Below are 20,026 nucleotides of genomic sequence, written 5' to 3'. Positions count from 1 at the left end.
AAGGCATATGGCATTGGACAATCAATCCGGGGTCTGGAAATCCGGCAAAGGTAAGGGGCGCAGAACGCCCAAGGGTCGTCAGCTTGATGATCAGGCATGGTCAGAAGTGCGCGAATTGCTGGGCGATCGGCCACGTCGTCGTGATCTACTGATCGAATTTCTGCACCTGATCCAAGACAAATACGGCCATCTGTCTGCCCCGCATCTGCGTGCCCTGGCCGAAGAGCTGCGCACTGGTATGGCCGAGATTTGGGAAGTTGCAACTTTTTATGCCCATTTCGATCCGATCCGCGAAGAGGAAACTCCGCCGCCTGATCTGACCATCCGGGTGTGTGACTCCCTGTCTTGCGAACTGGCCGGATCGGAACAGTTGAAGGCCGCACTGGAAGACGGCATGGACCCCGCCAAGATCCGGGTGTTGCGCGCGCCGTGCATGGGCCGTTGTGATACCGCACCGGTGTTGGAAATCGGTCATCGCCATATCGACAATGCCACGCCTGAATTGGTGCAAGAGGTGATTGCCAGCGGTGATTTCCATGCCGAAATTCCCAACTACAAGGATTTTGCCGCTTATGTGGCCGATGGTGGTTATGAGACCCTGAAAGACATTCGCGAAAACGGGAATTTCGAAGAGATTCAGGACAAGCTGTTGTCATCCGGTCTGCGTGGTTTGGGCGGTGCCGGCTTCCCATCAGGTCGCAAATGGGGCTTTGTCAGGGCTGAGGCTGGCCCACGTTATCTGGCCGTCAATGGCGATGAGGGCGAGCCAGGCACGTTCAAGGATCGCTACTACCTAGAGCGGGAGCCACATACATTTTTGGAAGGGATGCTGATTGGCGCCTGGGCGGTAGAGGCAGAAACTTGCTTTATCTACATGCGCGATGAATATCCCGCCGTGCTGCATATTCTGGCCAAAGAGATCGCTGAGTTGGAAAATGCGGGCATCGTGGAACCCGGCTATATTGATCTGCGTCGTGGCGCCGGGGCCTATATCTGTGGCGAAGAAAGCGCGATGATTGAATCGATCGAGGGCAAACGCGGGTTGCCGCGTCACCGTCCGCCTTTTGTGGCGCAGGTAGGGATTTTCAACCGCCCGACCTTGGTGAACAACGTGGAAACGCTCTATTGGGTGACCAAGGTTTGCCGCGAAGGGCCGGAAATCCTGTCATCGGTCGAACATAACGGGCGCAAGGGGCTGCGGTCTTATTCCGTGTCTGGCCGGGTGAAGAACCCCGGTGTGCATCTGTTGCCTGCCGGATCGACCATCACCGATATTATCAAGGCTTGTGGCGGTATGCTGGATGGTCATGCGTTTAAGGCGTATCAGCCCGGCGGCCCGTCCTCTGGCCTGTTGCCTGCGTCGATGTCTGACATCCCGCTGGATTTTGACACGCTGCAACCGCATGGCACCTTTATCGGCTCTGCCGCGGTGGTGGTTCTGTCTGATCATGACAGTGCCAAACAGGCCGCGCTGAACATGCTGCGGTTCTTTGAGGATGAAAGCTGTGGCCAATGTACCCCGTGCCGTGTGGGCTGCGAGAAAGCTGTAAAGCTGATGCAGGCCGACAAATGGGATCAGGGGCTGCTGGAAGAGCTGTGCAGTGCGATGGGCGATGCGTCTATCTGTGGTCTGGGCCAAGCGGCACCAAATCCGATCCGCCTGACAATGAAACACTTCCCGGAAGAGGTGTAAGACTATGAGCGATAAGATTAAATTTATACTCGACGGCAAAGAAGTCGAAGCAAACGCTAATGAAACCATCTGGGAAGTTGCCAATGGTCGGGGTTTGGTGATCCCGCATCTGTGCCACAAACCGGCACCGGGCTATCGCCCTGACGGCAACTGCCGCGCCTGTATGGTGGAGATTGAGGGCGAGCGTACGCTGGCCGCGTCCTGCATCCGCACCCCGTCTGAGGGTATGGTTGTCACCACCGACAGCGCACGGGCCAAGACCGCGCGTAAGCTGGTCGTCGAAATGCTGGTCGCCGACCAGCCCGAACGCGATGTAGCGCATGACAAGTCCTCTCACCTGTGGGACATGGCAGAGGCCAGTGGTGTCTCGGAAAGCCGGTTCCCGAAACTGGAAGAGGGGCGTATTCCGCTGCTGGATGACAGCCACGTTGCGATGAGCGTCAACCTGGATGCCTGTATCCAGTGTGGCCTGTGTGTGCGTGCCTGTCGCGAAGTTCAGGTGAACGACGTGATCGGTATGGCCGGTCGTGGGCATGATGCCTATCCTGTCTTTGACATGGCTGATCCAATGGGCGCGTCTACCTGTGTGGCCTGTGGTGAATGCGTTCAGGCCTGCCCGACCGGGGCCTTGATGCCGTCGACCGTGGTGGATGAGGCGCAAGTTGGTGATAGCGCGGACTACGACTCTGAGGTCGACAGTGTCTGCCCGTTCTGCGGGGTTGGTTGTCAGGTCAGCCTGAAGGTCAAGGACGGCAAGGTCAAATATGTAGAGGGCATCAATGGCCCCGCGAATGAGGGGCGGTTGTGCGTCAAGGGCCGCTTTGGCTTTGACTATATCCACCACCCGCATCGCCTGACCAAACCACTGATCCGGCGCGATGATGCCCCCACCAAGGGGTTGAACGTAGACCCGGGCAATCTGATGACCCATTTCCGCGAAGCGACCTGGGAAGAGGCGTTGGAAAAGGCTGCTGGTGGTATGGCCAATCTGGCCCAGGCCCATGGCGGACGCGCGGTTGCAGGCTTTGGATCGGCCAAATGCACCAACGAAGAAGCCTATTTGTTTCAAAAGCTTATCCGTCAAGCTTTCCGCCACAACAACGTCGATCACTGCACCCGTTTGTGCCATGCGTCCTCTGTTTCGGCACTGATTGAAAACGTGGGATCGGGGGCCGTGACGGCAACGTTCAACGAGATCAAGAACGCCGATGTGGCGATTGTGATCGGGTCAAACCCGATTGAAAACCATCCCGTCGCGGCGACTTACTTCAAGCAGTTCACCAAACGCGGTGGCAAGCTGATTGTGTGTGATCCGCGCGGCGTTGGCCTGCGTCGGTTTGCAACGCATATGCTGCAATTCCGCCCGGGGGCTGATGTGTCGATGCTGAACGCGATCATGCATACGATCGTGGAAGAGGGCCTTTATGATCAGCAATATATCGACGCCTACACGGAAAACTGGGAAGCAGAAAAAGAGCACCTGAAGGACTTCAGTCCCGAAAAGATGAGTGAAATCTGCGGGATAGAGCCTGAGCAACTGCGTCAGGTCGCGCGTGATTTTGCCACGGCCAGGGCAGGGATGATTTTCTGGGGGATGGGTGTGTCGCAGCATATTCATGGCACCGACAATTCGCGCTGCCTGATCAGTCTGGCGCTGATGTGTGGCCATGTGGGGCGTCCGGGAACTGGTTTGCATCCTTTGCGTGGTCAGAACAACGTGCAGGGCGCGTCAGATGCTGGCTTGATCCCGATGTTCCTGCCGGATTATCAGTCAGTGACTGACGACGCCATCCGCGGAAAGTTCAATGATGTTTGGGGGTCTGAGGACTGGTCCAATGAGAAGGGACTGACCGTGACCGAGATCGTCGATGCGATATATGCGGGCGACATCAAGGGGATGTATATTCAGGGTGAAAACCCGGCCATGTCTGATCCTGATGCAGATCACGCGCGGGAAGCTTTTGCCAAGCTTGATCTGATGGTGGTGCAGGATATCTTCCTGACCGAAACCGCGAACTTTGCCGATGTGATTTTGCCGGCCTCGACGCTCTATGAAAAATCCGGCACCGTGTCGAATACCAACCGTCAGGTGCAGATGGTGCGTCCTGCTGTTGCGCCCCCGGGTGAGGCGCGGGAGGATTGGGCGATCACCACTGATATCGCGCAACGTCTGGGTCTTGGTTGGAACTATACGCATCCGTCGCAGATCTTTGGCGAGATGAAGAAGACCATGAAATCGCTGGACAATATCACTTGGGAGCGGTTGGAAAACGAGGCTGTGACCTATCCATCTCTCAGCCCTGAAGACCCGGGTCAGGCGGTTGTGTTTGGCGACGGTTTCCCGCGGCCAGAAGGGCGCGCACGGTTCACACCTGCGGCCGTGATCGCCCCGGATGAGGCCCCGGATGCAGAGTATCCGATGGTCATGACCACCGGTCGTCAGTTGGAACATTGGCACACCGGATCGATGACCCGTCGGTCTATGGTTCTGGATGCGGTGGAGCCGGAGGCGAACTGTTCGTTGAACCCGAAAACCCTGCGCGCCATGGGCGTTGAGCCGGGAGATATGATCCGTCTGACCACGCGTCGTGGATCGATTGAGATCATGGCGCGGGCCGATCGGGCGATTGCCGAGGACATGGTTTTCGTGCCCTTCGCCTATGTAGAAGCGGCGGCAAATATCCTTACAAATCCGGCGATTGACCCTTATGGCAAGATCCCGGAGTTCAAATTTGCGGCTGTGCGGGTTGAACCATTGACGGATGCCGTTGCCGCCGAGTGATCGGCGCGATGGACAGGAATATGACGGGCCGGTGCAGGGGATGCACCGGCCCGTTTTCTATCTGAACCATGCCTGAGATATCCGTTTCTGCAACACGGCTGCATAACGTCGGTATTGCGTCGGTATCGAAATTCTGCCCATTTGTGGTTATCGTTGGCTTCACTTTGGCTACGATACGCCCGCCAGAAGTACCTGAGGACGCATCCGATCGGGCAAGGTTGAGATTAACCCGCGCGCTGTAAGCGCTCCTTAAGATAACAGTGCCACTATACACTGACCGATCGATTGATATTCTGCCCCAATGTCACATGTGCACTTGTCCAATGGCCATACACGGCTCAACCTGTCAGCGGCTTTTGCGGCCGTTTTGGTGGCGTTGGTTCTGGTTGCCCTGAAAGCCTGGGCACTGGCGGCAACCCAGTCTCTGTCAGTGGCTGCAGCGCTGGCCGATAGTGCGCTGGATCTGATGGTATCTGCCGGGGGGCTTGCCGCCATCGCCTATGCGGCGCGGCCCGCGGATGAGGATCACCGGTTTGGGCACAGTTCGGCAGAGGATCTGGCGGCGTTGGGACAGGCGCTGTTTCTGACCGGTGCGGCGCTGGTTCTGGCAGTGGTGTCTGTACAACGTCTGATGGCCAGCGAACCGGCGCAGCTAAAGGATGAGCAAACGGGGATCGTTGTGCTGGCGATATCCATCGTTTTGACGCTGTGTCTGATCCTGTGGCAGCGTCACGTCGCGCGCCGGACCGGCAATCGCGTCGTGGCGGCAGATGCGTTGCATTATGTGGGCGATATGGTGCCCAATCTGGGGGCAATTTTGGCGCTGTGGGTGTCGGCACGCTTTGGCATTTCGGGGATTGATAGCCTGTTTGCATTGATTGCCTCAGTGATGCTGCTCTATGGGGCCTATCGGATTGGTGGCGGCGCGTGGAACGCGCTGATGGACCGCAGCGCTGATGAGGCGCTGATTGCCGAGATTGAACAGATGATTGCAGATTATCCCGGGGTGCTGGGGTTTCATGATCTGCGCACGCGGACCTCTGGCAGTGTTTTGTTCATTGATTTTCATATCGAGGTTGACGGAAGTCAGAGCCTGAACCAGGCCCATGACATCAGTGCCGGGTTAAAACACAGTCTGCGCCAGCGCTATGAACATGCGGATGTATTGATCCACAAGGACCCGTTTCGCGGGGTGGGCCAATAGCGCAAAGCCCCGATCATTTGCTGAACAAATCTGTCAGATCTTTCCACTGTCGCCTGCTGATTGCGTCTTCCTGTGCAAGCATCCATTGCCCCTGACCGGGGATCAATGTGTCCTTAGACACCCGAACCAATTGACCGGATTGTATCTCGGCCCTGCACAAGGGGAGTGATGCCAGCAATACGCCCAACCCGGAACGTGCCGCAGCCAGGGCGCAGGCGAAAGTATCAAATCGCAAACTGGGAACAGGGGTGGTGTGATCACCACTGAAACGTGACCAATCCTGCCAGCCCGGCCGGGGGCCCAGCACGCTGATCCGGGGTAAAACGCGCCAATTGTCGGACTGCGCCAGTAAGTCGGGTGCGGCCAATGGGCTGAGCTCTTCATCAAAGAGACAGAATTTATAGTGGTCTGCGGTGTCGCCGGAACCAAAGCGTACGCGGATATTCGGGCTTTGCAGGGAAGCCTCTGAATTCAGGATCATGGTCTGGAACGTGATGCCGGGCAGGTTTTCAGAACTGTGTTTCAGGCGCTGCGCCAACCACAGTTCAATCATCGAAGCACCTGCGGAGATGGTAATCTTATTCCTGTCGACGCTGAACATGTCATCGGCGCTGTGGCGGATTGTGTCGAGAGCACCTGTTACAAAAGGCAGCCAGGCCTCCCCGTCGATGGTCAGGATAACGCCGCGCGCCTGCCTGAAAAACAGTTCCGAACCCAACCTGCGTTCCAGATTGCCGATCCGTTGGCTGATTGCGGCTTGGGTTAATCCCAATTCATCTGCGGCGGCGGTGAAACTGCCGGTGCGGCCAGCAGATTCATATGCGCGCACCCATTCTAGTGGAAGGTTGAATCGATCCGGCTTAGCCATAAGGAAAATCGCCCCTTAGTATTAAAAAAGCTAAGTTGAAATTATGTCGATTGTTTTAGAGAGTGCAAGTCGTGTGGCAAGCCACAAAACCCGAGAATGATCACGTGCTATACGGCACATAACTTGAAAGTTGCTATCAATGTCCAAGCCTGACTTCACCACACTTCATCGCGACAATATCGTGGCGTTTATCGGGGATATCTTTGATCGCTGCGGGGATGAGGAATATCTGGGTGAACCAGTGACCATGGCCGAGCATATGTTGCAGGGGGCAACTATTGCCGAGCAAAACAAACAACCGGTGGAAATCATCGTTGGGGCACTTTTGCATGATATCGGCCATTTCACCTCTGAATTTGGCACATTCACGATGCTGGATACCGAAGATCGCTATCACGAAGAGGCCGGTGCAGAGGTGTTGTCAGAGTTCTTTCCCAGCGTGATCACCGATTGTGTGCGTTATCACGTGGCGGCAAAGCGGTATCTGTGTGCGACCAAGCCAGAATATTTCAATCGTTTGTCAGAGGCGTCCATCCATTCGCTGAATTTGCAGGGTGGTCCGATGTCAGCAGATGAAGTGGCAGCGTTCGAGAAAAATCCAAACCTGAAACAGATCATTCAGGTGCGATATCTGGATGAGGCGGGAAAGCGCGACGATATGGAGACGCCGGATTACTGGCATTTCGCGCCACTGGTGCAGCAAATGGTTGATCAGCATTTGGGCGCCCAGGCATGAGCGCGCCAGAGTATATTTTCAAAGCCAGCAGCAAGCCGTCCTTGCCCTGGCATGAGGTGCCATTGATCCGGGCGACGGATGAGAACCTGAAAGGCTATGGCTGTCTGGTCGATGATCCTGATGGATTTGAGATCGAGATCACCCGCTGGCCACAGCAGGGTTGGCGCCCGATTGATGAGGGCACCGGTGACGAGGGCGGTTGGGTTGAAGGCACGTTCAAATGTGATTGGCGCGGCGATGTCTTGTACGGGGAAAACGAGGCTGTCAAAGGCCACTATGTTCTGGGCTGGTCGGCTGACCCGCAGCAGGCGCAGACCGAACATCAGACCGCGCCGCGTGATCAGGTGTTGTTGTGGCATATGAATTACCACCCGGATGGCGGGCAGCTGTTTTTTCCGTTAGATCGCAAACCTTTCATCGTACCAGCCGCCTTGCCGGGGGATGACCTGTCGCCGGAAAAGGTCGTGGCCTTTTGGGGGGATGGCAGCAAGGGGATCTATATCCATGCCGGGATCTGGCACGAAGGCGTGTTTCCGGTGGAAGACAACCAACGGTTTTTGGACCGACAAGGTGCCGTCCATGCCCGGGTCAGCGCCGATATTGGGCAAGAGTTTGGGGTTTATCTGTCCTGCCCGCTGCGACCGACCTTGATCCGGGATCTATAGTCGGATTTGACCTCAATTGTGCCGGGGCGTTCCGGCGCAAACATCCACAGATTGTGACGTCGGTTTCAGATCGTGGTAGGGTGGCGTATCGTCGTTACAAAATGGTGACGTTTTAGGGCGGTGTTGGGTTTTGCTCTGGTAGCTCCGCCCGATTTCGCTATGGTGCCGCGACGAAAGACACGCGGACAGCGACGACATCGAATGACCCTTTGCGTCGCACCAGGATAAAACGGAGATCAGACAGATGACACCCTTCGCTATTGCGGGCGTTCAGATGTACGTTAATGCGCTGGAATCTAATGTTGACGGGATGATCAATCGGCTGGAAGTGCTGATGGCGCGCTTTCCGTGGACGCAGATGGTGTTGTTCAGTGAACTGGCGCCCTTTGGCCCGCTGATCAAGCACGCACAGCCGTTGCACAACGAGGCGATTGATCGTTTTCGTGAGGCGGCGGTCAAGCATAATGTCTGGCTGCTTCCCGGGTCGATGTTTGAAAAGACAGAGGATGGTCGTGTTTACAACACCTCGACCGTGATCAACCCGCAGGGTGAAATTGTTTCGCACTATCGCAAGATGTTCCCGTTCCGCCCGTATGAACAGAATGTTGAGGCGGGGACAGAGTTTTGTGTATTCGATGTGCCAGAGGTCGGACGGTTTGGCTTGTCGATCTGTTATGACATTTGGTTCCCTGAAACCACGCGGCAACTGACCGCGATGGGGGCAGAGGTGTTGTTGCATCCGGTTCTGACCGGGACCACCGATCGCGATGCCGAATTGGCGATTGCGCGTGCCACGGCTGCTCAGTTCCAATGTTATGTGGTTGACGTGAACGGTCTGGGATCTGGCGGGGTTGGCAAATCCTGCGTGATCGATCCGTCATCCACGATCCTGCATCAGTCTGCCGGGCAGGAAGACATGTTCCCGATCGAAGTTGACATGGATTCGGTGCGCCGCCAGCGTGAGACCGGCATGAAAGGTCTGGGGCAGGTTCTGAAGAGCTTCCGTGATCGGGATGCCGATTTTCCGATCTATCATCGCGATCCCACATCTGAAGCCTATCTCAACAAGCTTGGCCCATTGGAAATGCCAAGCCAGGGCACGCGAGCCGGGCTGAGGGTTGATCTGGCCGGTGAAGAGGAGATCGGTCAGAACCAACGGCCCGCCATGTATAGCAGCGGTCTGACCAGCAGAATTATTGGTTCCTTAAAGTCGTAACTTTCGCTTAGGCGCTTGCATTCTGGTTGAAAACCCGTTGTCATGAAGGAAAACACAACAACGGGGACAGCTAAATGCAAGACATGAGCGATTTTTATTCGGCGATTCAGCTTCGGTCGGATCGTTGGAACGCATTACGCGAATCCACTCAACGTCTCGCAAGTAACGAAAAGGGCACTGACGACCAAAAAACCAGAGCCAAGATCGAAGAGCTGTTTGATGCACTGTCACTGATCGAGGCTTACTGGGCGTTTCCCGGTGTTCAGGCCTTTGACTATATCAGACGTCAGTATGAACACGGTAATTACGAAGATGCGGCCTTTACCGTAGAGCGCGTGACCCGGGCGTTGATGACGGGGGCCTATCGTCGGCGCCATATCCCGTTAGAGCGCGATATCACAGACACGGATGAGCACGAAGACGAGGCGATGCAATCGCTGGAAGCGCGGGCGATGACAAAGCCCTATTTCGAAGTGCTGATCGTCGATGATGTCAACGAAGCCCATGAACGTTGGTTGAAGAGCAATTTTCACAGGCTGCAAAGTTCCGATGCACAGTTTCATTATGAAACGGTCGTGGTGCCAAGCCTAGAGGACGCCCTGATCGGCATCCTGTTCAACCACAATATTCAAGCGATCGTTGTGCGGCCCGGCCTGAAGCTGAAATCCAAAGCGAAAATGTCGATCCTGACCCGGTATTTGAATTCGGTCGGGGGTGCGGAATATCTGGAGAAGCTGGAGCGTGAAAACTATGGACCCGAACTGTGCCGTTTGATTGCCAAAGTGCGCCCGGAGCTGGATGCCTATCTGGTGACGGATCGTTCAGTTGAACAGATCGCCGGGTTGGATCTGGGGATCTGTCGGCGGGTGTTTTACAATCAAGAGGATTTTCAGGAATTGCACCTGAATATTCTGCGTGGTGTTCAATCGCGCTACAAAACGCCTTTCTTCACGGCCCTGAAGGAATATTCCACCCAGCCGACCGGCGTGTTTCATGCCATGCCAATCAGCCGAGGCAAGTCCATTTCCCGAAGCCACTGGATACAGGATATGGGGGCGTTTTACGGGCCCAACATCTTTTTGGCGGAAACCTCGGCCACGTCAGGTGGGCTGGACAGTCTGCTGGAACCGCACGGCCCAATCAAAGAGGCGCAAGAACTGGCGAGCCGTGCCTTTGGGTCCAAGCAAACCTATTTTGCGACCAACGGCACCTCGACCTGTAACAAGATTGTCGTGCAAGCATTGGTCCGGCCGAATGACATCGTTCTGGTCGATCGGGATTGTCACAAATCTCATCACTACGGAATGGTGCTTGCCGGCGCGAATGTCGTCTATCTGGACAGCTATCCATTGAATGAATATTCGATGTATGGCGCGGTGCCATTGCGCGAGATCAAGCATCAGTTGTTGACGTTGAAGGCGGCTGGCAAGCTGGACAAGGTGCGTATGCTGCTGCTGACCAACTGCACGTTTGACGGCATCGTCTATAATGTCGAACGGGTGATGGAAGAGTGTCTGGCTATCAAGCCTGATCTGGTTTTCCTGTGGGATGAGGCATGGTTTGCTTTCGCCCGGTTTGGTCCGACATACCGGCAAAGAACCGGGATGAATGCCGCCAATAATCTGCGCGTGCGATTTCGCAGTGAAAAACATGCCGCTGCCTATGCCGCGCAGCAGGAAGATTTGGCAAATGCCGATGATGAGACCTTGCTGAATACACGATTAATCCCGCCCCCCAATGCGCGAGTCCGTGTTTATGCCACGCAATCCACGCACAAGACACTGACAGCGCTACGGCAAGGGTCGATGATTCATGTGAATGATCAGGACTTTAAAGGTGAAGTCGAGGAAGCGTTCCATGAGGCGTATATGACGCACACATCAACGTCGCCCAACTATCAGATCATCGCATCGCTGGATGTCGGGCGACGACAGGTGGAACTGGAAGGGTTTGAATTTGTGCAGCGCCAGGTCGAGGCCGCGATGTCGATGCGCAAAGCCATCCACACCCATCCATTGTTGCAAAAGTATTTTAAGGTTCTGACCGCCGGAGACATGATCCCGGAAATACACCGCGAAAGCGGCGTTGAGAGTTACTATCATCAGGATCAAGGCTGGACCGATATCTGGGATTGCTGGGAAAAGGACGAGTTTGTTCTGGACGCCACCCGGGTGACTTTGTCGGTTGGCGGAACTGGGTGGGATGGGGATACCTTCAAGACCCAAATCCTGATGGATAAATACGGAATTCAGATCAACAAAACTTCGCGCAATACAGTGCTGTTCATGACCAATATCGGTACAACACGGTCATCAGTTGCCTATCTGATCGAGGTTCTGGTCGAAATTGCCAAGGATCTGGATGACCTGCTGGATGATGCGTCGATGATGGAACGGCGTGGATTTGAAAAGCGGGTGGCCAACCTGATGGAAGATCTGCCGCCATTGCCAGATTTCAGCCGGTTTCACGACGCGTTCAGGGCCAAGGGTGACACGCAGGAAGGTGACATTCGCGCGGCCTTCTTTTTGGCCTATGACGAAAAGAACTGCGACTATCTGGAACTGGACGGATCAGTGAAAGAGGCGATGGATAGCGGGCGGGAAATCGTTTCAGCCTCTTTCATCATTCCATATCCGCCGGGCTTCCCTATCTTGGTGCCGGGGCAGGTGGTCAGCAAGGAAATTCTGGCCTTTATGCGGGCGCTGGATGTCAATGAAATCCACGGATACCGGCCCGATCTGGGCCTGCGGGTATTCACCAACGAAGCATTGCAGAAACACCATAAGAACAAGAGAAAACACTGAGGGAGAACCATAATGCCTAAGGCTGTACTGAGAAATATTTCCGAGATCCGGCGGTTTTTTCATCGCAACGAAGATCCGGTTTATTTTATCTCGGCGACCAATTTCAACCTGTTGGGTTTGGACGAGTGGTGTAAGAATTTCAAATACATATGCTATATTGATTGCTTTGACGGCAAGCATCCGAATGTGTTCTGCCCGTCGGAGCAACCCCATGCGGAGTTCCAGTCGATCGAGGATATCAACAACTATCTGTTGCAGCACAAAGAGGTGGTTGACCTGGTCAAGCGCCGGGGCGGCAAGCCCAAGTTTGTGTTCCTAATGTTTGATGAGGAAACCGAGCGTCTGTCCAAGGAACTGGGGGCAGAAGTGTGGTTCCCGAAAGCCAAGCTGCGCACCAAAATGGATGACAAGATCAACACAGTGCGGATCGGGGATAAGGCCGGTGTTCCATCGGTGCCGAACACCCTTTCCAAGGTCAATGACTACAAACATCTGCAAAAGATTTGCGACAAGGCTGGCCTGGGCCATGATCTGGTGTTGCAGTCGGCCTTTGGCGATAGTGGTCACACGACGTTTTTTATCAAGTCAGAGGCAGACTTCCGTCGCCATGAGCACGAGATCGTCGGAGAGGGCGAGATCAAGATCATGAAGCGGATCGATTGCCGGGGTTCGGCGATCGAGGCGTGTGCAACCAAAGAGGGCACCATCGTTGGCCCGCTGATGACCGAATTGGTGGGATTCAAAGAACTGACACCGTATCGCGGTGGTTGGTGCGGAAACGAGATTTTCTCGACCGCGTTCCCGCCGAAAGTGCGGGAAAAAGCGCGTGAACTGACCTTTAAATTCGGGGAACAGCTGCGCAAGGAAGGTTATCGCGGATATTTTGAGCTCGATTTCCTGATCGACAAGAAAACCAACGATATCTGGCTGGGCGAGTTGAACCCGCGTATCACCGGGGCATCATCGATGACCAACCACGCGGCCTTTGCCCATGCGGATGCACCTTTGTTCCTGTTCCACCTGCTGGAATTTTCCAAAAAGAAATTCAGCCTGGATGTCGAGGAGTTAAACGCGCGCTGGGCGGACCCGTCGATGATCGACAGCTGGTCGCAGATGGTGATCAAACACACCGATGACAGCATTGATATCGTTACAGAAATGCCGGAAACCGGCATCTATAAGATGCTTGAGGATGGCAGTGTTGTCTTTGACCGGTTCGACTATCACCGCCGTGCGGTGGAGAGCGAGAACGAGGCGTTTTTCCTGCGTATTCTGAAGCCGGGTGATTATCGGTATGAGGGTGCGGATATCGGTATTCTGGTCACACGTGGCCGGTCGATGACGCCGGGGTTCAAGCTGAACGAACGCGGTAAACGCTGGATTCACGGGATTAAATCAGCGGTCAAGGCCCGGGATATTCCGACCGCTGCGGCGGGCCCTGAATTTTCGGACCCTGCGTTTAAAATCCTCTGATCACGTTGGCGCGCCGAAGGGGCATGATCCATGCAAAATCAATGGCGCGCCATTAGCGAAGCCTCGCCCGGTCCGAAATGGGCCGGGCTGTTTCAGGAATATTGGCCCGCCTATAAGCGCTGGTGGATGCGCGAAGGGATCGAGGCGCGCCCGTCCTATCTGGAAGGCGTAAAGGCGCTGAAGACCCACATGCCGGAAATCGTGCCCCTGTATGAGGAGTTGTGCGAGGTAGCGGGTGGATCCGATCTGGCAGCACGGTTTTTAAGTTTTCACTGCCCGCCGCCCTACCTTTCGGGCTGTTCGCAGGCAATCTGGCCGGGCAAAGAGCCGGTTCTGGTCCGAAACTATGATTACAGCCCGTCTGCCTTTGACAATCTGGTGTTGCGGACCCAATGGCAGGGCCGGGCCGTGATGGGGACCAGTGATGGGCTTTTTGGCCTTGTCGACGGGGTGAATGATGCCGGGCTTGCAGTATCGCTGACCTTTGGCGGGCGGCGTGTTGTTGGCAAGGGCTTTGGGGTGCCGCTGATCCTGCGCTATGTGCTGCAAACCTGCGAGACGGCGAAAGAGGCGGGCGAGGTTCTGGCCCGCATCCCCACGCATATGAGTTACAACGTGACGGTTCTGGACGCCGAACGCAATTACCTGACCGCCTTAATGGCCCCGGATCGCGAAACCCAGATCACCCATGCGGCGGTGGCCACCAACCATCAGGAACGGGTGGAATGGGAAAGCCACGCGCGCTTTACCGCGACAGTAGAGCGGGAGCGGTATCTGTTGCAGCGTCTGACGTTGCATGTGGAACCTGTGGAAAAATTCGTGCGCGCGTTTTTACGCCCGCCCTTATATTCCTCGGCCTATAGCGTGGGGTTTGGGACGCTTTATACCGCAGTCTATTGGCCGAAGAAGCAGAAACTGGATTTGCGCTGGCCCACGGGGGACTGGTCATTCAGCCTGAAGCGGTTCAAGGAAGGGTCCAAGCTGATTTATACGCCTGACGGGATGCCAGCAGGCGAATGATCCGGCGACATTGGGCCGCCGGATCGTTGTGTTGGATCAGGAAATACCGCCCATGCAGACGTATTTGATCTCCAGAAAATCATCCATGCCGTATTTGGATCCTTCACGGCCCAGACCGGATTGCTTGATGCCACCAAAGGGGGCGACTTCTGTCGAGATCAGGCCGGTGTTAACGCCAACCATCCCGGTTTCCATCGCCTCTGCCACACGCCAGACACGTGACAGGTCATTGGCATAGAAGTATCCAGCCAGCCCGAATTCGGTGTCATTGGCGAGCGCAATGACCTCTTCCTCTGTCTCGAACTTGATCAGCGGCGCGACAGGGCCAAAGGTTTCATCCTTGGAGACCATGGCGTTAACCGGAACATCGGCCAGCAGGGTGGGTTCAAAGAACGTGCCGCCGATCCGCTTGCCTCCTGCCAGAATGCGTGCGCCTTTGGCGGTTGCATCGGCCAGGTGTTCCTCGACCTTGGCCACAGCGGCCTCGTTGATCAGCGGGCCGGTTGTGACGCCCTCTTTCATCCCGTCACCGGGGACCAGTTTGGCAATGGCTGTGGCCAGCTTTTCGGCAAACGCCTCATACACGCCCGCCTGCACATAGATGCGGTTGGCACAGACGCAGGTCTGGCCGTTATTGCGGAATTTGGCGATCATCGCGCCATCGACCGCCGCATCCAGATCAGCGTCATCAAAGACGATGAAGGGCGCGTTGCCGCCCAGTTCCAGCGACATTTTCTTGATCGTACCAGCGGCCTGACGCATCAGGATCTGACCAACGCGGGTGGAGCCGGTGAAGGTGATCTTGGCGATCTTGGGATTTGTGCAAAGCTCTTCGCCCACGCCGGCGCTGTTGCTGCCAGGAATAACATTGAAGACGCCTGCCGGAATGCCAGCGCGTTCCGCCAGAACGGCCATTGCGGTGGCCGACAGCGGGGTCAACGTGGCCGGGCGAGCGACAAAAGAACAGCCAGCAGCCAGTGCCGGGCCGACCTTGCGGGTGATCATCGCGTTCGGGAAGTTCCACGGTGTGATGGAACCGACAACACCCACCGGCTGTTTCAAAACGACGATGCGTTTGTCGGGTTGGTGGCCGGGGATGATATCGCCATAGACGCGCTTGGCCTCTTCGGCGAACCATTCGATGAAGCTGGCACCATAGGCAATCTCGCCCTTGGCTTCGGCCAGTGGCTTGCCCATTTCCGCGCACAGGATGGTGCCCAGATCATCGGCATTTTCCAGCATCAGGTCGTGCCAGCGGCGCAGAATGGTCGCGCGTTCCTTGCCGGTTTTAGCCGCCCATGCCTTTTGCGCGATGTAAGCCTGATCAATCACGGCTTTGGTTTCATCGACGGAGATGTCTGTGACATTGGCGATCACCTCACCCGTTGACGGATTTGTCACGGGGAAGGTGGTGCCATTTTCGACAAACGCGCCGTTGATATAGGCGCGGGGTTCCAAGAGGGAGGGATCTTTCAGGTTCAACATTATGCGGCTTCCTTTGCGGCCATGACCGAGGCTTCCAAAATATCCAGAGCCTCAGTAAAGATTTCGTCCTGAATAGTGATTGGCGCGAGGAAACGCACGACATTTCCGTGCACACCGCAGGTCAGAAGGATCAAATTGCGCTTTTGCGCCTCTGCCCGGACGCGATTGGTGAAATCCGCATTGGGGGCGGCACCGTCGGTGGTGTTGAATTCAACAGCAACCATGAAGCCGGGGCCGCGGATATCGACGATTTCCGGCACGCGGTCGCGCAGTGATTCCAGACGCTGACGCAGGCGAGAGCCCAGCTCATTGGCGCGGTTGCAGAGGTCTTCCTCTTCGATCACGTCCAGCACGGCATGGGCGGCAGCGATGCCCAGCGGGTTGCCTGCATAGGTGCCACCCAGACCACCGGGATTGGCAGCATCCATCAGGTCGGCGCGGCCAGTGACGGCAGCCAGCGGCAGACCACCGGCCAGACCTTTGGCCATCGTGGTCAGGTCGGCGGCGACATTATAGTGTTCCATCGCCAGCAGTTTGCCGGTGCGGGCAAAGCCTGTCTGAACCTCATCGGCGATCATGACGATGCCATGTTCGTCACAGATTTCGCGCACTGCGCGCATCAGATCGGCCGGGGCCTGATAAAAGCCGCCTTCGCCCTGCACGGGTTCCAGAATGATCGCGGCAACGCGACCGGGATCGAGGTCTGCCTTGAAGAGCTGAGTGATTGCAGCTTTGGCGTCATCAACCGAGGTGCCGTGCAAATCAATGGGGAAGGGCACGTGATAGACATCGGGCATCATGGTGCCGAAACCTGCCTTGTAGGGCTGAACCTTGCCCGTCAGGGCCATGCCCATGAAGGTGCGGCCATGGAACCCACCGCCAAAGGCGATGACGGCCTGACGGCCAGTGGCCGCACGGGAAACCTTGATCGCGTTTTCCACGGCTTCGGCGCCGGTGGTCACAAACAAGGTGCGCTTTTCAAAATCACCCGGAACAGCAGCGTTCAGGCGCTCGCCCAAGGCGATGTAATTCTCGTAAGGCATGACCTGATGGCAGGTATGGGTGAAACGGCCTAGCTGCTTTTCCACGGCGGCCATCACCTTGGGGTGGCGGTGTCCAGTATTTACAACGGCAATACCGGCAGCAAAATCGATATAGCGGTTGCCCTCTACATCCCAGACCTCGGCGTTTTCGGCCCGGTCCACATAGATCTGGGTCATCATGCCAACACCGCGAGCGATGGCTGTATTTCTACGTTCTGCAATCTCTGCGTTCAACATCTCGCATCCTTTCGCAAGAAAAAGGGCTTCCTCCGTGCCCAAACAATTCGACTCGCGGATCATAGGCTGATCAGGATTGAGCGAAAGTCTGTTTCTTCCCTCTGCCAAGTGACTGTGATTAAAGGGTGGAGAGCTTATGTGTTGAGGATATTGAACATGGTCAATGAGAAAGACGACGATCTGGGTCTCGGAAATCGTTTGCGAGTGCTCAGAGAACGTGCCGGATTGTCGCAACGTGCGCTCGCGAAAAGGGCTGAGGTGACGAATTCCACGATCTCTTTGATTGAATCGGGCAAGGTTAACCCATCGGTCAGCGCCCTGAAGCGTGTGTTGGATGGAATTCCGATCGGGATATCGGAATTTTTCGCCTTTGAGCCGGAACCAGAGCGGACAGTATTCTTTGCCGCCGAGGAACTGACAGAGATCGGAAAAGGGGCGATTTCGCTACGACAGGTGGGGCGCAACCTGTATGGGCATTCGTTGCAAATTCTGTACGAAACATATGAGATGAACGCCGATACAGGACGCAAAGCTTATGAACACGAGGGCGAAGAAGGCGGGATTGTTGTATCCGGCCGGATCGAGGTGACCGTGGGGGAAGAGCGCAAGATATTGGGCCCCGGGGATGCGTATCTGTTCAACAGTCGGGTTCCGCATCGGTTCCGTGCGGTCGGGCCAGACAAATGCGTGGTGATCAGTGCCCTGACGCCACCCACGTTTTGATCCTTGTGGGGAGCGGCGATCTGGTTAATCTGCGCGCAAAGGTAGAGAGGTAGGCAATGGCACAGTTCAAAACCGTGGGCATTCTGGGCGGCATGGGGCCAGAGGCGACCGTGTTGTTGCAGCAGCGCCTGATCGCGGCGGTGCCAGCCACCGATGATGCGGATCATGTTCCGCTCTTGGTGGATATGAACCCTCAGGTTCCGTCACGGCTGAGCTGGATTTTGAACGGGCAGGGGAAAGACCCGGGTGCGGCAATGGCCGCGATGGCCAGACGGTTAGAGGCCGCAGGGGCCGACGCGTTAGCAATGCCCTGCAACACGGCCCATCATTTCGCCCCTCAGATTCAAGGCGCTGTTTCGATCCCATTTTTGCACATGGTGAATGAAACCTGCGCACGGGTGGCAGGGATCGTCGGGCCGGGTGGTTCTGTTGGCATTCTGGCCTCTCCGGCGACGGAACAGATTGACCTGTTTGCAAACGCGTTTGCCCCATTGAACGTGACGCCTGTTGTGCCAGAGGATCGCGCGGCAATGCTGGCGGCCATCCGGCGGATCAAATCGGTTGGCCCGACCGATGCAGATCGGGATTTGCTGCGCGCTGCGGCAGAAGAATGCCGCGACGCCGGGGCCGGGTGTTTGTTGGTGGGATGTTCGGAATTTTCGTTGATTGCGGATGCTGCACAAATCGGTCTGCTAATACTGGATTCGCTGGATGTGCAGGTGGAACAGATCGTGGCATTCGCCAAAAGCTAGGGCACCGGACTATTGGTTTACATACGTAAAAAGGCGCCCGGTTGAGCGCCTTTTCGTGAGCGAACGGTTCTGATTTCAGACCGCTCAATCAGTTGGTGGCTTGTTGACGATCATTGAATTCCTTCAGACTGGACGCAACGATGTCATACCATTCGCCGGTTTGGCGCATTTCGTTCAGACCGCGGTTGATCAGGGTCATGTAAACGCGACCACGTGGATTGGTTTTGTGAGTCACAAAGCGCAGGGTTGTCAGCTTGGACAGATAGGGGTTGGAGATAACGTCTTGTTCAACGCCCATATCCTGGATGATCCCGGCGGCAGTTTCCACCTCGACCACGGCCATATCGGCAGCACCTGTCAGTAGCGCCTCAACACAATCAGCCAGGCTGTTGGGCTGCACCATTTCGATCTGTGGCGGTCTCAGGCCCTCTTCTTCCAGTTCAAAGGTTGACCATCCTTCAGGGCGGCAGACTTTTGCACCTGCGTAATCCTCGAATTTGGTGGCTGAGGCGTATTTGCTGTCACTGGAGGTATACATGCCCATGACGCTTTCATAGACAGGTGCGGAAAAGTCCCAATCGGTGCAACGCTTTTTCATGCCCTCAGACAAGAGGTCGGCCTTGGCACAATCAGGGATCAGCCACGCGATTGAAATGTCCATGGCGCCCATCGGGAGCAATGTATCTGTGTGAGAGCTCCAATCATTGACGAAGCTGACATTGTACTCGCGGTTGTTGCCACCACGGTGCAGGGAAGTTGTGGCCAGTCGGACAAGGAAACCACCGCCGGTCATGTCTTCGCCCACGAAAGGTTCCCAACCGTTGCCAGAGACGAACCGGATCGGCGGTTCATAAACGTTTGAGACAGAGGCAGTTGCCTGGAATTTTTCTTCCTGCTCTGTGGTCACAGCGGAGAGTTCTGCATCTGCGCTCAGCCGACCGTCGGCACAAGGCAGTTGTAAAACGGTGCCTTCTGTCAGGTTGTTCGGGCTGCCACCAATGGCTTCGCGGTTGGCGTTAAAGATCATCTGATAGTCAAAGCTGCCATAGGCGGACAGGGCGATGGAGCCCAGGCTGTCGCCGGCTTTGACGGTGTAGGGGGAACATGCCTCTTGTGCGGCAGCGCCCATAGGCGACAATGCAACCGCAGTGAGGGCAGCGAAAAGGTACTTTGACTTACTCGTTACAGAAAACTTGTGCATAGACTTGTGAGACACTCCGAACATTTGTTTCTCCTCTGATATTTTGTGACTGGGCCAATCGGCCTGTGTGTGTGGTTTTCTGTTTCTTAAAAATAGCGGGAAACACCGCCTGTGGTTTGCCCCC

At 55.9% G+C, this 20,026-nt stretch carries 15 protein-coding genes; 11 read left to right on the top strand and 4 right to left on the bottom strand.

Annotated elements, in window-relative coordinates; translation table 11 throughout:
• Positions 1-7 precede the first annotated feature (7 nt).
• From AC2D8P_RS03640 to AC2D8P_RS03630, 3 genes are all read left to right on the top strand, one after another.
• Positions 8-1,693 carry an NAD(P)H-dependent oxidoreductase subunit E gene (locus AC2D8P_RS03640; protein ID WP_484700532.1) on the top strand — a complete coding sequence of 562 codons (1,686 nt, stop codon included), beginning with the start codon at positions 8-10 and terminating at the stop codon, positions 1,691-1,693.
• 4 nt (positions 1,694-1,697) lie between these two features.
• Positions 1,698-4,475, top strand: a complete 2,778-nt coding sequence (fdhF, locus tag AC2D8P_RS03635; protein ID WP_484700530.1) for a formate dehydrogenase subunit alpha — start codon at positions 1,698-1,700, stop codon at positions 4,473-4,475.
• Between the two features lie 301 nt (positions 4,476-4,776).
• Positions 4,777-5,679, top strand: a complete 903-nt coding sequence (locus tag AC2D8P_RS03630) for a cation diffusion facilitator family transporter (RefSeq protein ID WP_484700528.1) — start codon at positions 4,777-4,779, stop codon at positions 5,677-5,679.
• 13 nt (positions 5,680-5,692) lie between these two features.
• Here AC2D8P_RS03630 and AC2D8P_RS03625 read toward each other — a convergent pair whose 3' ends face one another.
• Entirely contained in the window at positions 5,693-6,547 is an 855-nt protein-coding gene (locus AC2D8P_RS03625) for a LysR family transcriptional regulator (RefSeq protein WP_484700526.1), read from the bottom strand.
• Positions 6,548-6,686: 139 nt separating this feature from the next.
• Here AC2D8P_RS03625 and tmpB point away from each other — a divergent pair, with 139 nt between their 5' ends.
• The 6 genes from tmpB (at position 6,687) to AC2D8P_RS03595 (ending at position 14,461) form a co-directional block, all read left to right on the top strand.
• Positions 6,687-7,283 (top strand): (R)-1-hydroxy-2-trimethylaminoethylphosphonate oxygenase, encoded by a 597-nt coding sequence (tmpB, locus tag AC2D8P_RS03620; protein ID WP_484700524.1) that lies wholly within the window; start codon positions 6,687-6,689, stop codon positions 7,281-7,283.
• Positions 7,280-7,948 carry an ureidoglycolate lyase gene (locus tag AC2D8P_RS03615; protein ID WP_484700523.1) on the top strand — a complete coding sequence of 223 codons (669 nt, stop codon included), beginning with the start codon at positions 7,280-7,282 and terminating at the stop codon, positions 7,946-7,948. The genes tmpB and AC2D8P_RS03615 overlap by 4 nt, the downstream gene beginning before the upstream one ends.
• Before the next feature lie 244 nt (positions 7,949-8,192).
• Positions 8,193-9,164, top strand: coding sequence for a carbon-nitrogen hydrolase family protein (locus tag AC2D8P_RS03610; protein WP_484700521.1), 972 nt, complete (start codon positions 8,193-8,195; stop codon positions 9,162-9,164).
• A 74-nt stretch (positions 9,165-9,238) separates the two neighbouring features.
• Positions 9,239-11,968, top strand: a complete 2,730-nt coding sequence (locus tag AC2D8P_RS03605; protein WP_484700519.1) for an aminotransferase class I/II-fold pyridoxal phosphate-dependent enzyme — start codon at positions 9,239-9,241, stop codon at positions 11,966-11,968.
• Positions 11,969-11,980: 12 nt separating this feature from the next.
• Positions 11,981-13,441, top strand: coding sequence for a biotin carboxylase (locus AC2D8P_RS03600; protein ID WP_484700517.1), 1,461 nt, complete (start codon positions 11,981-11,983; stop codon positions 13,439-13,441).
• A gap of 30 nt (positions 13,442-13,471) precedes the next feature.
• On the top strand, positions 13,472-14,461 hold the full coding sequence (locus AC2D8P_RS03595; RefSeq protein ID WP_484700516.1) for a C45 family autoproteolytic acyltransferase/hydrolase: 990 nt from the start codon (positions 13,472-13,474) through the stop codon (positions 14,459-14,461).
• Positions 14,462-14,497: 36 nt separating this feature from the next.
• Here the strand turns inward: AC2D8P_RS03595 and AC2D8P_RS03590 are convergent, their stop codons facing one another.
• The gene (locus AC2D8P_RS03590; RefSeq protein WP_484700514.1) at positions 14,498-15,946 is read right to left on the bottom strand and encodes an NAD-dependent succinate-semialdehyde dehydrogenase; all 1,449 of its coding nucleotides are present in this window, start codon (positions 15,944-15,946) and stop codon (positions 14,498-14,500) included.
• Positions 15,946-17,226, bottom strand: coding sequence for a 4-aminobutyrate--2-oxoglutarate transaminase (locus AC2D8P_RS03585; RefSeq protein WP_484700512.1), 1,281 nt, complete (start codon positions 17,224-17,226; stop codon positions 15,946-15,948). The genes AC2D8P_RS03590 and AC2D8P_RS03585 overlap by 1 nt, the downstream gene beginning before the upstream one ends.
• A gap of 156 nt (positions 17,227-17,382) precedes the next feature.
• On the opposite strand from AC2D8P_RS03585, the gene AC2D8P_RS03580 reads away from it, so the two are divergent.
• A complete protein-coding gene (locus AC2D8P_RS03580) occupies positions 17,383-17,949 on the top strand; it encodes a cupin domain-containing protein (protein WP_484700510.1) in 567 nt (188 codons plus the stop codon).
• A 56-nt stretch (positions 17,950-18,005) separates the two neighbouring features.
• Positions 18,006-18,701 carry a cysteate racemase gene (gene cuyB / locus AC2D8P_RS03575; RefSeq protein WP_484700508.1) on the top strand — a complete coding sequence of 232 codons (696 nt, stop codon included), beginning with the start codon at positions 18,006-18,008 and terminating at the stop codon, positions 18,699-18,701.
• An 88-nt stretch (positions 18,702-18,789) separates the two neighbouring features.
• On the opposite strand, the gene AC2D8P_RS03570 is transcribed toward cuyB, so the two are convergent.
• The gene (locus AC2D8P_RS03570) at positions 18,790-19,926 is read right to left on the bottom strand and encodes a LysM peptidoglycan-binding domain-containing protein (RefSeq protein WP_484700506.1); all 1,137 of its coding nucleotides are present in this window, start codon (positions 19,924-19,926) and stop codon (positions 18,790-18,792) included.
• Positions 19,927-20,026: the final 100 nt, after the last annotated feature.

It is taken from the genome of Roseovarius sp. YIN77 (assembly GCF_057219155.1).
Note: the sequence above shows the minus strand (reverse complement) of the source record. Positions and strands in the feature narration are given on the sequence as shown.